Source organism: Neobacillus sp. FSL H8-0543 (genome assembly GCF_038592905.1).
GTDB lineage: Bacteria > Bacillota > Bacilli > Bacillales > Cytobacillaceae > Neobacillus.
The window spans coordinates 2,087,139-2,100,127 of sequence record NZ_CP151943.1; the positions used below are offsets into that span (position 1 = coordinate 2,087,139).

At 40.3% G+C, this 12,989-nt stretch carries 14 protein-coding genes; 4 read left to right on the plus strand and 10 right to left on the minus strand.

Annotated elements, in window-relative coordinates:
• Positions 1–30 precede the first annotated feature (30 nt).
• Together NSS81_RS10315 and NSS81_RS10320 are read right to left on the minus strand one after the other, a co-directional pair.
• Complete coding sequence (locus NSS81_RS10315) at positions 31–279, minus strand: hypothetical protein (protein WP_342433412.1); 249 nt, start codon at positions 277–279, stop codon at positions 31–33.
• Positions 280–627: 348 nt separating this feature from the next.
• The gene (locus NSS81_RS10320) at positions 628–771 is read right to left on the minus strand and encodes a hypothetical protein (protein ID WP_342433413.1); all 144 of its coding nucleotides are present in this window, start codon (positions 769–771) and stop codon (positions 628–630) included.
• A gap of 85 nt (positions 772–856) precedes the next feature.
• Here NSS81_RS10320 and NSS81_RS10325 point away from each other — a divergent pair, with 85 nt between their 5' ends.
• From NSS81_RS10325 to NSS81_RS10335, 3 genes are all read left to right on the plus strand, one after another.
• Entirely contained in the window at positions 857–1,075 is a 219-nt protein-coding gene (locus tag NSS81_RS10325) for a DUF1659 domain-containing protein (RefSeq protein ID WP_342433414.1), read from the plus strand.
• Between the two features lie 37 nt (positions 1,076–1,112).
• Positions 1,113–1,331, plus strand: coding sequence for a DUF2922 domain-containing protein (locus NSS81_RS10330; protein ID WP_342433415.1), 219 nt, complete (start codon positions 1,113–1,115; stop codon positions 1,329–1,331).
• A 352-nt stretch (positions 1,332–1,683) separates the two neighbouring features.
• Entirely contained in the window at positions 1,684–1,818 is a 135-nt protein-coding gene (locus tag NSS81_RS10335) for a YvrJ family protein (protein ID WP_342433416.1), read from the plus strand.
• Positions 1,819–2,537: 719 nt separating this feature from the next.
• Here the strand turns inward: NSS81_RS10335 and pfkB are convergent.
• The 8 genes from pfkB to NSS81_RS10375 form a co-directional block, all read right to left on the minus strand.
• Positions 2,538–3,464, minus strand: a complete 927-nt coding sequence (gene pfkB / locus NSS81_RS10340) for a 1-phosphofructokinase (protein ID WP_342433417.1) — start codon at positions 3,462–3,464, stop codon at positions 2,538–2,540.
• Positions 3,461–4,315: a tagatose-bisphosphate aldolase subunit GatY gene (locus NSS81_RS10345; RefSeq protein ID WP_342433418.1), complete on the minus strand. Its 855-nt coding sequence runs from the start codon at positions 4,313–4,315 to the stop codon at positions 3,461–3,463. The genes pfkB and NSS81_RS10345 overlap by 4 nt, the downstream gene beginning before the upstream one ends.
• Before the next feature lie 22 nt (positions 4,316–4,337).
• Positions 4,338–5,267, minus strand: coding sequence for a sugar kinase (locus tag NSS81_RS10350; RefSeq protein ID WP_342433419.1), 930 nt, complete (start codon positions 5,265–5,267; stop codon positions 4,338–4,340).
• Between the two features lie 12 nt (positions 5,268–5,279).
• Complete coding sequence (locus NSS81_RS10355) at positions 5,280–6,245, minus strand: ABC transporter permease (RefSeq protein ID WP_342433420.1); 966 nt, start codon at positions 6,243–6,245, stop codon at positions 5,280–5,282.
• Between the two features lie 41 nt (positions 6,246–6,286).
• Entirely contained in the window at positions 6,287–7,786 is a 1,500-nt protein-coding gene (locus tag NSS81_RS10360) for a sugar ABC transporter ATP-binding protein (protein WP_342433421.1), read from the minus strand.
• Positions 7,787–7,847: 61 nt separating this feature from the next.
• Positions 7,848–8,819: a substrate-binding domain-containing protein gene (locus NSS81_RS10365; protein ID WP_342433422.1), complete on the minus strand. Its 972-nt coding sequence runs from the start codon at positions 8,817–8,819 to the stop codon at positions 7,848–7,850.
• Positions 8,820–8,933: 114 nt separating this feature from the next.
• Positions 8,934–9,935, minus strand: coding sequence for a LacI family DNA-binding transcriptional regulator (locus tag NSS81_RS10370; RefSeq protein ID WP_342433423.1), 1,002 nt, complete (start codon positions 9,933–9,935; stop codon positions 8,934–8,936).
• A 1,095-nt stretch (positions 9,936–11,030) separates the two neighbouring features.
• Positions 11,031–11,909: a radical SAM/SPASM domain-containing protein gene (locus NSS81_RS10375; protein WP_342433991.1), complete on the minus strand. Its 879-nt coding sequence runs from the start codon at positions 11,907–11,909 to the stop codon at positions 11,031–11,033.
• Positions 11,910–12,386: 477 nt separating this feature from the next.
• Between NSS81_RS10375 and NSS81_RS10380 the strand changes: the two genes are divergently transcribed.
• Positions 12,387–12,563, plus strand: a complete 177-nt coding sequence (locus NSS81_RS10380; RefSeq protein WP_342433424.1) for a hypothetical protein — start codon at positions 12,387–12,389, stop codon at positions 12,561–12,563.
• Positions 12,564–12,989 lie beyond the last annotated feature (426 nt).

Consider the following 12,989-nt stretch of genomic DNA (forward strand, 5'->3'; position numbering starts at 1 on the left):
ACCGTTCAATCCTTTCATTATCCACCGTTTTTATTCATTTTTCTTTTTGGATTCAATCATATACCTTAGTGCAACAACATAATTTTTTACAGAGTTTTTCTTATACTGTCTTTCAATCTCAGCTAGCATAGTAGCGGTAATGGTGGATTCTCCATTGTATATTCCTCTATTAATAAGACCGTTACCACGCCCAATATAATCTTTAATCGAGCTTTCCCCCAACTTACATACCTGCCTTAAAAACTTTTCATATTTCATTAAAAACTCTTGAATATTCATTTTTAAGCTCAACTCCTATCATTGATTTAATGTTAAATATATCTCTTTTCCACACTAAAAATACCCCACTGGGCTATAACATATCCCATCAGTGGATAGAAGCATAGCGGCAAGACTGTCTATCTGTGTTCCTGCTCTGTACTCGCCAAACGGGACTCCACCCTTCCCTATATAACTATGAAGGGAAACAACCGCATCCAGAACACAAAAAAGGAACTGACTATCCTGCGTATCTTCTTGTTTTCGCAAACTCTGTATTGTTAAGAAATGTACGTAAAGTATATGGGGGCGTTTGTGGAAAATCATAAGCCTAATTTCTCGCTAAAAATACGGAGGAATTAAGCTTTTTTATGTTTTTAGAACCTTAACGTTGTAAATGCAGTTTCCTGAAATTACCCCATTGGTTAACACGATGGCTACAAGTGGTAAATCCCATGGCAAGCCCTGGTAAAAAAGGTGGCAGAAGCGGTACATTCTTATGGCTGTAATCATCCTGGTCCCTCTAAACTATTTTTTCTCCCAACCTGTCCTTTTCACCTACTTTTATGTATATAGAAGGTGAAAGGAGGTGATTGAAATGGCAGAAACACTTTTAGCAGAGTCGAAGCTGCGTTTGGTTTTCCAGGCAGGGATTGATGAAGATGGCAAGCCAATCCTAAAAGCCAAGACCTTTGGAAACGTCAACAAAGCAGTAACAGCGGATCAGCTTTACCAGGTTACACAGGCAGTCGTTAGTTTATCTGGCGACGAACTTAGCGGCGCGCAACGTATGGACAGCTTGGATCTTTTAGCGTAATGGTAGAAAAAATCTCAAATGATAGGAGGTGAACAAAATGGCAAAAACACTAGAATTGCAGTTTGTGACCGAGGGTGGGAACAACGCTAGACTTACAGTGGATAACCCGAAGGAACCGATTGAGGAAGCTGTCGTTAAACAAGCGATGGAAGCGATTATCGCAGCTGAAGTATTCTTCACATCAGGAGGTAAATTCGTCACTGCCAAAGGAGCACGTGTCATCGAACGCAACGTAACCGATTATGAACTTGTTTAATAAAGTTAGAGGCCGGATTCAGCGATGGAGCCGGTCTCTTTCTACAATAAAGGCTCTGTTATTATTCATTGTTGATTTTCGTTTAGGGATGAGAATTCATAAGCGGAGAATTTCCGGCTAATGTATATAGAGGAAGCTTAAGAGACAGATATAAGCGGAGATATTCCGATTAACTCCTCTAAATAAGACAAAATCCAAATATTTTGATAATATAACCGGAAAAACTTCCTCTATTTTAAAGGAAATATGGGTATTTCCCAATTTAAACGGAATTTTACCGCTTATTTTCAAATGTAGTGAAATCAACATTCAGTCATAACAGAGTTAAAATAAAAGAAAGGAGAAAAAACATATGGAGCAGATCATTCCCTTCATTAGTGAAGTCGGATTCCCAATCGTTGTGACGCTCTACTTGCTGCATCGAATTGAATCAAAACTCGATGTCGTCGTCCAATCGATTCAGAATCTACCTGAGCGGATGAAATGAAATTAGTCGAGGTTAAGGGGTTTTGCACTAACAACAGGTGACACAGGCAAGTTGAAATCCCCTGTTCTTCGACTGGAAGTCTTACCTGGTTCATCTATAGACCGTAAATCCGGACCACTTTTTTACCCGTTATTACAAACAATCCTCTCGACAGCCTTCACGCGCCAAAAATCACTCAAACCCCTCCATAACAACAAAAACAGCAAAACTAATTAAACGTTTGATTAGCGGAAAATAGACTAACTAATCGATTGATTAGATATATGCAAAACCCTTTAATTAAACGAACTAAGTCCAGTTTGATAGAAAAATCTCTGTCGACTATAGGTCCCATTTTTCGATAACTTTCCTCAATATTAATCTATAAAAACTAGTAACCTACAAAAATCAACACGTTTTGATACTACACAAACGATTGATTAAAACCATCCAACCAGCGATAAATAGAGAGTTTCTATTAGAAAATGCGTCGAAACATGTCCCTCCAGTACACAGCAAATTCTTCTAACCCAGCACCAAAAGTTCGATGAAACATGAGAAAGTGCCGAACCAAGACAGTAGAAAAAAGCCACCTGGACCTCCCCCCATCCACACACGATTAAACATAAATAGACCTATCTTTCTATTATTTTCATAGAAAGGATAGGTCATTTTTGTGAAGATTGAAACTTATTCGCTTAACTTGATGGCTATGGTAAAGGCACTGGAATTTTGTCATATTACTCTATGAGTACAACTCGGATCTGCTTCATTAAACCCGCTACAAGATCCTTATCAACAGCACCCGTTGATTCTTCCATGGCGTTGGCTGTGCCACAAGCAGCAGCAAAGGCGATTGTTTTTTTAATATCATATCCTCTTAAAATCCCAACTGCAAAACCTGCAACCATGCTGTCACCTGATCCGACTGGGTTTTTAACCACGACGTTGGGGAGGTGGACACGATACACCTGCTTTTTATGTACGACAAGGCTCCCCTCGCCTCCAAGAGAGACAACTACGGTTGGAATCTGTTCTGCTAGTTCTTTTGCTACAGCAATCAAGTCCTCTTCGTTCTGAAGTGACTTGCCCGCATAAGATTCAAGTTCCTCTTGGTTCGGCTTAATAAGACTCGGAGAAGCCTTAATCCCCTCGCGAAGTGCCTCCCCACTCGTGTCGAGCAAGAAGGGGATGTTCTTTTCCCTAGTTAATTCGATAATCCTTGCATAGAGATCAACGGGCATCCCTCTCATTAGACTTCCCGAAGCCACGACCACGGACGTTTGGTTCAGCAGTGTTTCATAGTGCAAAAGAAAATTGGCAACATCCTCGTTTCGTGCTATAGGTCCTGATTCAAGGATTTCCGTTTGCCCGCCATCCTGTGAGAGAACGGCGATGCAGCTTCTTGTCTCCCCTTCAATCCCAAGGAATTGATGTGAAATTCCAGCATGATCTAGCTCCGCTTCGATAACCCCCCCGCTTTTTCCCCCGAGAAGCCCTGTCGCTATCACGGGGGCTTCCAGGCAATGGGCGACACGCGTCACATTTAGCCCTTTTCCTCCAGCTGTTGCTGCATATTCCGAAGTCCTGAAAAGCTTCCCCGTTTCAAATTCCCCAATCATATACCTTCGATCCACTGATGGGTTCAAGGTAATGGTTGTAATCATGCCTTACCGTTACTTTCACACATAAGTATTTTCTGAATGGCTACCTTTTTCATCGCTTCCTTACCAGGTGTTAGGTATTTACGAGGATCATTGGCATCCGCGTTCTCAATAAGGTGCTTTCTCACAGCTTCTGCAAATGGGATTTTTAGTTCAGTTGCAATGTTCACTTTTGAAATTCCAAGTTCAATCGTCCGTTTTACATCCGCTTCTGGAATACCAGAACCACCATGAAGGACAAGTGGGAGATCCAATTTTCCATTGATAATGCCAAGGCGATCAAAGTCTAGTTTTGGGTCAGATTTATAGAGACCATGAGCCGTCCCAATGGCAACCGCAAAGCTATCAATTCCCGTTCTTTCTACAAACTCGACTGCGCTTTCTGGATCGGTGAGAAAACTGTCCTTATCATCCACCACCAAATCATCCTCAATTCCACCTAATCTACCAAGCTCAGCCTCGACTGACACCCCGTATTTCGCTGCGAAGTCGACAACGTCACGAACTATCTTAATGTTTTCTTCAAAAGGGTGGTGGGAAGCATCGATCATGACGCTTTTATAGCCCATTTCAATCAAGTTTTTTATGTAATCAACATCTTCCGCATGGTCTAGATGAATGCTTATGGGAACTCCGTACCGTTTCGCCGCAACATTCGCGATGGCAAGCAAATAATCGGTTCCCGCATAAGACAATGTACTAGGAGTAGCCGCAAGCATCAGTGGAGATTCATATTCAGCGGCCGCTTCTGCAACGACTTGGACCGTTTCGAGGTTATGGATATTGAATGCTGGGACCGCATAACGTCCCAATTTTGCTTTTTCTAACATTTCCTTCGCTGATACAACACTCATTTGATTTCCTCCATATTATGTTTTATTTAGTGAAGCCCTTTATCTCTTCGAGAGAGGTATTACCTTCCATTGGGCCTCTTTTTGTTACGGCAAGAGCCCCAGCTGTATTCGCGTACATGACCGATTGACGGAAGCTAATTCCTTTGTTCAGACAGGAAATAAATGTACCAGCAAAACAATCACCAGCCCCAGTCGGGTCCACCTCAACTACTTTCAACGGTTCCACCTTAAAAGCAGTATCCTTGCTGTATGCCCGAGTGCCTTTGCTACCGTTTTTGATAATGATATATTGGACACCCTGTTCAAGAAGAGAGGCAACCGCTTTTTCCTCATCATTCGTTCCAAGAAGAAGTTTGAGTTCATCGCCACCAGGCAGAAAGATGTCGCAGTGGCTGAGGATATATTCCAAAAACTCTTTCATGACAGGGTCTTTCAGTAGCTCCTTCCGCATATTTGGATCGAAGGAAATTTTCGTCCCTGTTTCTTTGCAGAAGCCGATTGCCTTTTTCACAGCAGCACGGAGTCCTTCAGTAAATAACGAAGTTCCCATAATATGAAAATACTTGCACTCCAGAAAATCTTCCTTCTTAATGTCATCTGGACCAATAAGAGCACAGGCAGAATCATGAATATGGTAAATGAAGTCCCGGTCTCCATCTTCCTTGTAGGTAACAAACGCTACACCCGTTGTCTTTTGTGAAGATTTTTTTATAATCGAAACATCCACACCATCTTCTTCTAGTTTACGATAATTCAACTCTCCAAAAGCATCGGTTCCAATGGTGGAATAGATACCAGCCGTGCTGCCAATTTTTGCAGCCTGGTCTGTAAATATAGCAGGTGCGCCACTAGGAAACGGTCCGATGAATTCACCCGTTTCATCGAACGTTTGCCCCACCTTTTTAGCCATTACTTCGACGAGGATTTCTCCTATAGTTAATATATCTGCCATTCCTCATCCCTCCTACTTCCCTAGTATTCTACCTTTATTCCGGACATCTATATACACCGCTATAATGATGATGAGTCCCTTAACGATCTGTTGGTAAAAATAAGGAAGGCCAATCAAGTTCATACCATTATTAATAACACCCATAATCAAGGCACCGATAAAGGTACCAAATACTGTACCATATCCACCGGAAAGGCTCGTTCCACCAAGAACTGCAGCCGCTATGGCATCAAGTTCATACCCGCTTGCTGTATTCGGTTGTGCAGAATAGAGTCTTGATGTCAAAAGGATACCGGAAATAGCTGCCGCAACGCCTGAAATCATAAAGATCTTAGTTTGAAGGGATTTCGTATTAATGCCGACATATTCTGCTGCCGTCTTGTTTCCCCCGACCATCTTCGCTCTTCTGCCAAATTTAGTCTTGGCTAATAGAATGTGCGAGAATATTAAGAGGACAATCACGATGATGACTGGTACTGGAATCACGTCAAATATTTTCTTATTTCCTAAAAACAGGATGAATGAATCATCGACCCCAACCGGCTTTGCATCAGTAGTCGCGTATCCAAGCCCCCTGAAAATCCCCATAGTTGCAACCGTTACGATAAAGGTTGGAATACGAAGACGTGCAGAAATCAGTCCGTTTGCAAACCCAGCTGCTGCTCCAACAAGAAGAGTAATTACAATGGATAGTGGTCCTCCTAGTCCCCATGAAAGTGATAGACCGAGGATAAGACCGGATAATGCAGCAATCGATCCTACCGAAAGGTCAATTTCGCCAATCATTAGTACAAAGGTCATCCCAAATGCCATGATCGCAATAATGGAAACTTGTGCTAGAACAGTTAATAGATTATTTGTATTCAAAAAGTGCGGACTTAAAATGGCAAAGAGGATAACCAGTGCTAATAAGGCAGCAAGGACTCCTCCGTATGTCTTTATTACTTTATTGTCTTGGAAAGCTTGTTTCCACTTCATAGTTGAACCCCTTCCTTATTCCTTTAAGAGGTGACATCCGTCTAATTGGAATTCGTTTTTGTGATATACTTCATTATTTCTTCCTGACTCGTTTGTTTTGGATCAAGTTCGACTGTCACCTCATGATCCTTGATGACCAAGAGACGATCGGACATATTCAGAATTTCCGGTAGTTCGGAGGAAATCAAAATAATTCCCACTCCCTTAGAGGCCAGTTCAATAATTAGCTTGTAAATCTCAAATTTAGCGCCAACATCAATTCCTCGTGTTGGTTCATCTAAAATAAGAATTTCTGGTTCAATCTCAAACCATTTGGAAAGAACAATTTTTTGCTGATTCCCCCCACTTAACTTGTTAACAGTCTGATAGATACTTGGGGTCTTTATTTTAAGAGCATTCACATGATGGTTGGTAATGGTTACTTCCTTATCATGTTGGATCAGTCTGAACTTGTTCAACACTTTATCCAGGTTGGCTAGAGTGATATTTTCATGAACATTGGAGGTTAACACAAGCCCTTCATGTTTGCGATCTTCTGTAACAAAGGCGATTCGCTTTTCAATGGCCTTAAGTGGAGTATTGATATTTACACTTTTTCCATGAAGGAATAATTCTCCCCGTTCCTTCTGAAGCATTCCGAAAATTCCTTGAACAATTTCCGTTCTCCCGGAGCCCATGAGGCCGTAGAGACCAAGAATTTCACCAGGACGGAGGGAAAAGGAAACGTTATGATAACTTCCTTCTTTGTGATAATCCTTTACTTCAAGCAAGGTTTCATCACTTGTCCGCTTGAAATCCTTTGGTGGATAAACCTCTTCCATACTTCTTCCTACCATCATCGTAATCAAATCGTCAGGGGTGGTATCCTTTGTATCAACAGTGCCAATATATTTCCCATCCCGAAGGACGCTTACCGTGTCGGTAATTTCAAAAATTTCTTCCATTCGGTGTGAAATGTAGATGACTGAATTACCCTCACTTTTTAGTTTCGTGATAATACTGAAAAGTGTTTGCGTTTCCTTAGAGCTAAGGGCGGATGTCGGTTCATCCATGATAATGATTTTTGGATTAGATGAAACAGCCTTTGCAATCTCAACCATCTGCTGACTTGAAAGCGAAAGGTCCTTCACTAAGGCACTCGGCGAAATCTCGATACCAAGTTCATCGAGAAGTCTCTTTGTTTTCCGCTCCATCTCCTTATCGTCAATGAGACCAAATTTCACAGGCTCATAGAGGGCCCAAATATTCTCCGCGACTGTCATATTCGGACTTAAGGAAAGCTCTTGATAGATAATGGATATTCCAAGTTCTCTGGCGTGCACGACATTCTGAATGTCAGTTTTTTGACCGAACAGTTCAACATGACCCCCGTCCGGAATATAAGACCCGGAGAGGATTTTCATCAGCGTTGATTTTCCAGCCCCGTTTTCTCCAAGAAGTGCTAATACTTCCCCTTCATGCAAGGAAATATTAACTCCATCGAGTGCCACCACTCCAGGGAATACTTTCTTGATTTCTTTCATTTCTAGGATGGTTCCCATTGGTTTCACGTCCTTTTATAAAGAGAAATGCCCTTTAGAAGCAGCATTTCCCCCAAATGGATTACTCTGAAATAATTACTTTTCCGTTTTCTACTTTTACATCCACAAATCCTTTTCCAGTCACATAAAGACCTGGAGTGATTGGCACTTCTTTTTCAACCTTTTCTCCATTTGCCAGCTTCACAGCATTTTTGACTGCTTCTTGGCCCATTTTATCAGGGAACTGAACAACTACCGCTTTAAATGTATTTTCCTCGTCAACTTTTTTCCTTGCTTCTTCCAGTCCATCAAATCCAATAACAACACCATCTACCTTGCGATCTGTCATCGCTTGGTCTGCTGAAATCGCCATATCATCACCAAATCCGAAGATACCTACCATATTCGGGTTTGCTGTCAGCATGTCTTCAGAGGCCTTTTTCGCTTCTTCTCTTGTACGTCCCGGAAGTTCCTGAACAATTTTCATATCAGGGTGATTTAACGCATTTTCCTTAAATCCATCGATACGGTCACGAACGGATTGAACTTCAGGATACGTGGTAAGTCCCACTTCCCCTTTGCCCTCAAGATACTTAGCCATTGCTTCTGCCGCAATCATACCGCCTGAATAGTTGTCCGTTGAGATATGAGAATCCACTTCTACATCGTTCGCACTAATGTCAACGGTTACAACTGGAATACCAGCGTCTTTAGCTTTTAATACCGCTCCTTTAACACCATCTGAATCAACAGGAACCATGATGATTGCATCTACACCCTTGTTGATGAAATCCTCAATAGAAGAGATCTGACGGTTTAAATCTTGATCAGCTATCGCAACTTCCACGTTCACTTTTTGATTACCTGCTTCTTTTTCAATTGCTTCTTTGATTGCTACTTGGAAAGGATGGGACTGAGTAAGAAGAGAAGCACCAATGGTAATTTCATCTTTAGCATCCTTCTCTCCAGAGTTTGATGTTGAAGACTTTTCTCCACCACAAGCTGCTAACACGATCATGCTCAAGATTATAAGTAAGGCCAACATTTTTTTCATTTCTATTTCCTCCTCTAATCAATTAAGGTTATTTATCGAATTTCACTTTTTTCAATGTATGTACCTCAACCTGTCCCCATCCATCACCTCCTTAAAAAGCTAACCCCTGATCCATTAGATAAGTCTTTTCACTGATGTGCCTGAGAGAATACTCGTCTTTAAGCGGCTTACCACGGGAAAAAACGAATAATCGTTATCAATCCGCTTCAATATAAGATGGGCAGCATGTTCGCCAATCTCCCCCATCGGCTGAAGTACGGTCGCAATGGAAGGTGTCAGCATTTGAAATACTTCAGAGTTGTCATAGCCAAAAAGAGACATTTCCTCGCCAATCTTGATTCCGTTTTCCATAAAGTATTTCACTCCGGTCAAGGTAGTTTCATAGTTTGTCGCAAAGATAGCCGTCGGTTTGTTTTCCATATTAACTAGTTTTTGGTAGGCCTCAACCCCGCTCCCTTTCCTATATTCCGCATGGACAATAAGGTCGTCATCAATGGCAATTCCATAATCACTAAGCGCCCTGATGTATCCATTCAGACGTTCGCACGCAGTATAGACATTGGATGGACCAGCGATAATGCCAATTCTGCGATGACCACAGGAAATTAATTCCTCCATCGCTCGATAGGAACCGTTTACATTATCACAAACAACAGCATCACATTCGACATCATCAAGAAGACGGTCAATCAAAATAAGAGGAACACCCTCATCAATGATCTCTTTCACATGCTCATTCTGGTCGGAAACTGGCATCATTACGATACCGTCCACTCGTTTTTCTTTTAAGAAGCGAAGCTTTTCCTTTTCCGTATTCAGGTTGTTTCGGGCGTTACAGACAATAAGACTATAATTCTCGTTATCTAGTATTTCTTCCATACCCTCTATGACCTGATTGGAGAAAATATCAGTAATGCTTGGAACTAATACACCGACAGTATACGTTTTGTTTGTCTTTAATCCTCTTGCAGTTTGGTTTACTTTGTAATCTAGTTGCTGGATTGCTTCCTGGATCTTCTCTTGGTTATCTTGTTTGACTTTATAGCCATTGAGATACCGAGAAACCGTCCCAATGGAAATCCCAGACAAGCGTGATACATCCTTTATCGTGGGCACTTGTTTCACCTATTTCTATTTATTGAAACGTTTCAATTTTGTTTTTTAAAATAATTGAAACGTTTACATTAGTTATTATGCAAAAAACAGAATATAATGTCAACACTATTATTCGATAAAATTTTCACTATTTGTAAACGGTATCATAAAGGGCTTGTTGTTACAGAGTTTTAAGAGAATATTTTTCAGAATCTATTCGCTCTTTCTCCTAGAGGAAATCTCTCAATTCGCAAAAATTTCTTCTCCAACCTGTCCTTATTACCTACTTTTATGTACATAGAAGGCATCCATTAGCCACGGATTTCCAAACCACTTTTCACCCATTATTACAAAACCACCTCTCGACAAACTTCTCTCCTCAAAAGTCACTCAAACCCCTCCATAACGGCAAAAACAACAAAAACAATCAAACGTTTGATTAGCAAAAATTTCACTAACTAATCGTTTGATTAAATACGTCCAAAACCCTTTAATTAAACGAACACAGCCCAGTTTGTTAAAAATTTTTCTGTCGATGATAGGTCTTAGCCTTCGCTAACTATCTTCAATATTAATTTATAAAAACTAGTAACCTGCAAAAATCGGCACGTTTTGATACTACACAAACGATTGATTAAAACAACACCAACCACCCATAAATAGAGAGTTTCTATTAGAAAATGCGTCGAATCATGTTCCTTTGGTACATAGCAACTTTCTTCTACTCATAACCCAAAGCATGAGAGTCTCCCTGCATTTTATCTTCCTCGCCTGCCCAAATCTTACGAAATGGGTTATAGATGTTACTATTGGAAATTCACTGGATTGTGCCTGGCACCTGAGTTCCCTTCAGAACTTCTCTGAGAATTTCAAGAAAAGTTTCCATGATTATCACCTCCTCTCCTACCAAAGGAAAAGGAGATCGACACCCCGGCCACCCCAACAATATTCAGTTGCAACTCCACTCTATCACTGTTTAACTATCTAACAACATATCAATCTTAGACAAAATCTATCAAACTTCGGGGAGTGACAGGCACCGAAAATTATGTATCTAGTGCTGGTGCCGAACAAGACGGTAGAAAAGAGCCACTAGAACCGTCCCCCTGGCTTTGCCTATTTTCCAAACCTTTTTCGATATCCGCATTTTCTACATAGTTCCTCCACTGCCACTCTTTGCGAAAAACCATCTAAAAGGTTTTTTGCCCGATCCATTTCGATAATATCAGAAAATGAATGATCATTTATATTTCCAAGGTTGATAACTCCTTCACCATCTAGACAACAAGGAATAACCGTTCCGTTTGCTAAAATACCTGCTTGATTTCGCATGCCATAGCAGAAGCCCTTCCCATCATCTTCTTCTTCATGTAACGCAGGCCACTGAAACTCGTAATCTTGATTGATGAAGATGCGGTCTGCAATTTTCACTCCGCTTCCTGGTTCAACCTTCTCCTCAATTTTGTAGTCTAAATCAAATTCTTTCTCAATAATTTCTAGTAATTCTCTGTTTCGTTTTCTTTCAATATTCGTCGTATTGTCTTGTGTAAGATTCCATAATCTCAGGGAAACAATCATTTCTGATTGGCTAGTTGCTTCTTTAATAAAGGAAAGGATACTTCTCACATACCCTTCCTTATCTTTAGAACCAACATGGCCATCAAAGCTATGGAGTGAGAAATTCATTTGTCTTAGTGCAGGCTTATTTAATAATTTTTCCCTCTTTTTATTAATTAATGTTCCATTGGTTGTGATATTCACTTTAAACCCTTTTTCATGACTTAAGTCTAACAATTGATCTATTTTAGGATGGAGCAGTGGCTCACCTTTTACATGTAAATAAATATAGTCTGTGTGCGGTTTAATTTGGTCTAATCTCTTAGAAAAATCCTCCACAGAAATGAATTGCTTCTGTCGTTCTGTTGGTGGACAAAAGCTGCATGCAAGATTACATACACTTGTAATCTCTAAGTAAAACTTCTTAAATTTTTTCACCATCAATTCCTCACTTCTTTGACTACTTAAAACAAGATAAACTATTATTCTATCACTATTACAGCATATTGTTCATACAAAGTTCCCGGCGTAATCATTGGAAGGTGCCTGTCACTAGGGTTCTTGCTCTCTTTACTCGCAAAAGCATTTGGGATGGAGATTGATGAGTTTTTTACAAATATTCAGGCAGAAATCATTTACCAATATCCTTCATACCTGATGAAAAGGAGAAAATAAAACGTCCCAAATCGTAAATTACGATTTGGGATTTACTATCACTGTCACCTACATAATAGTTAAAACTCAAGTAATGAAAATATCGGTAACTTATGTGCCCCACTAACGATATAATTTAGCTTAATAGATTCTTTTACAAACAAATTAAATATGATGTTGTTGGGGTGAAGCAAGTTGATGCAGAGGGTAAAAAAAATGGTAGTTTGGGAGAAATTTGTGTATAGACGCAGATGTTACTATGTGGAGATCTTTTACTTAGCCGATGGGACATATCAAGCATCTGCGGTGGCAACCACCATGCTCCACCCAGATTTCTATAATGTGTTAGACGGGCCAACTGGGCTAGGAGTGGATGTTACGAATCCCTATAGGGCTGTTACCAGGGCGATAAAAAGCCTCAAAACTCAATATGCATAAGCTAGAGTGGCAGAAGTCATATAATCTTTCCTTAGTTGATAAGGAGAGATTATGTGACTATGAAAGTTTTGAAAATCGATCAGCAGCTCTCCCTATTAATAGAGCTGTAAACGCTAAACTACAATTAATACTTTTTAACGAAACCGAACCGCTTTTCACCCATTATTACAAAACCGCCTCTCGACAAACTTCTCTCCTCAAGGTCACACAAATCCCTCTATAACAACAAAAATAATAAATCCAATCAAACGTTTGATTAACAGAATATTTATTAACTAACCGTTTGATTAAATATGGGCAAATCCCTTTTGTTAAACGAACTCGGCTAATTTTCTTGAAAGATCCTGTCGATGCCAGGACACAACTTTCGATAATGAACTCGAATATAAACCCATAAAAACTAGTAATTTACTAATAGCAACACTT

Coding starts and splice junctions, on each gene's coding strand:
- NSS81_RS10315 (WP_342433412.1), bottom strand. CDS start 279: ATGAATATTCAAGAGTTTTTAATGAAATATGAAAAGTTTTTAAGGCAG.
- NSS81_RS10320 (WP_342433413.1), bottom strand. CDS start 771: ATGATTACAGCCATAAGAATGTACCGCTTCTGCCACCTTTTTTACCAG.
- NSS81_RS10325 (WP_342433414.1), top strand. CDS start 857: ATGGCAGAAACACTTTTAGCAGAGTCGAAGCTGCGTTTGGTTTTCCAG.
- NSS81_RS10330 (WP_342433415.1), top strand. CDS start 1,113: ATGGCAAAAACACTAGAATTGCAGTTTGTGACCGAGGGTGGGAACAAC.
- NSS81_RS10335 (WP_342433416.1), top strand. CDS start 1,684: ATGGAGCAGATCATTCCCTTCATTAGTGAAGTCGGATTCCCAATCGTT.
- pfkB (WP_342433417.1), bottom strand. CDS start 3,464: ATGATTACAACCATTACCTTGAACCCATCAGTGGATCGAAGGTATATG.
- NSS81_RS10345 (WP_342433418.1), bottom strand. CDS start 4,315: ATGAGTGTTGTATCAGCGAAGGAAATGTTAGAAAAAGCAAAATTGGGA.
- NSS81_RS10350 (WP_342433419.1), bottom strand. CDS start 5,267: ATGGCAGATATATTAACTATAGGAGAAATCCTCGTCGAAGTAATGGCT.
- NSS81_RS10355 (WP_342433420.1), bottom strand. CDS start 6,245: ATGAAGTGGAAACAAGCTTTCCAAGACAATAAAGTAATAAAGACATAC.
- NSS81_RS10360 (WP_342433421.1), bottom strand. CDS start 7,786: ATGGGAACCATCCTAGAAATGAAAGAAATCAAGAAAGTATTCCCTGGA.
- NSS81_RS10365 (WP_342433422.1), bottom strand. CDS start 8,819: ATGAAAAAAATGTTGGCCTTACTTATAATCTTGAGCATGATCGTGTTA.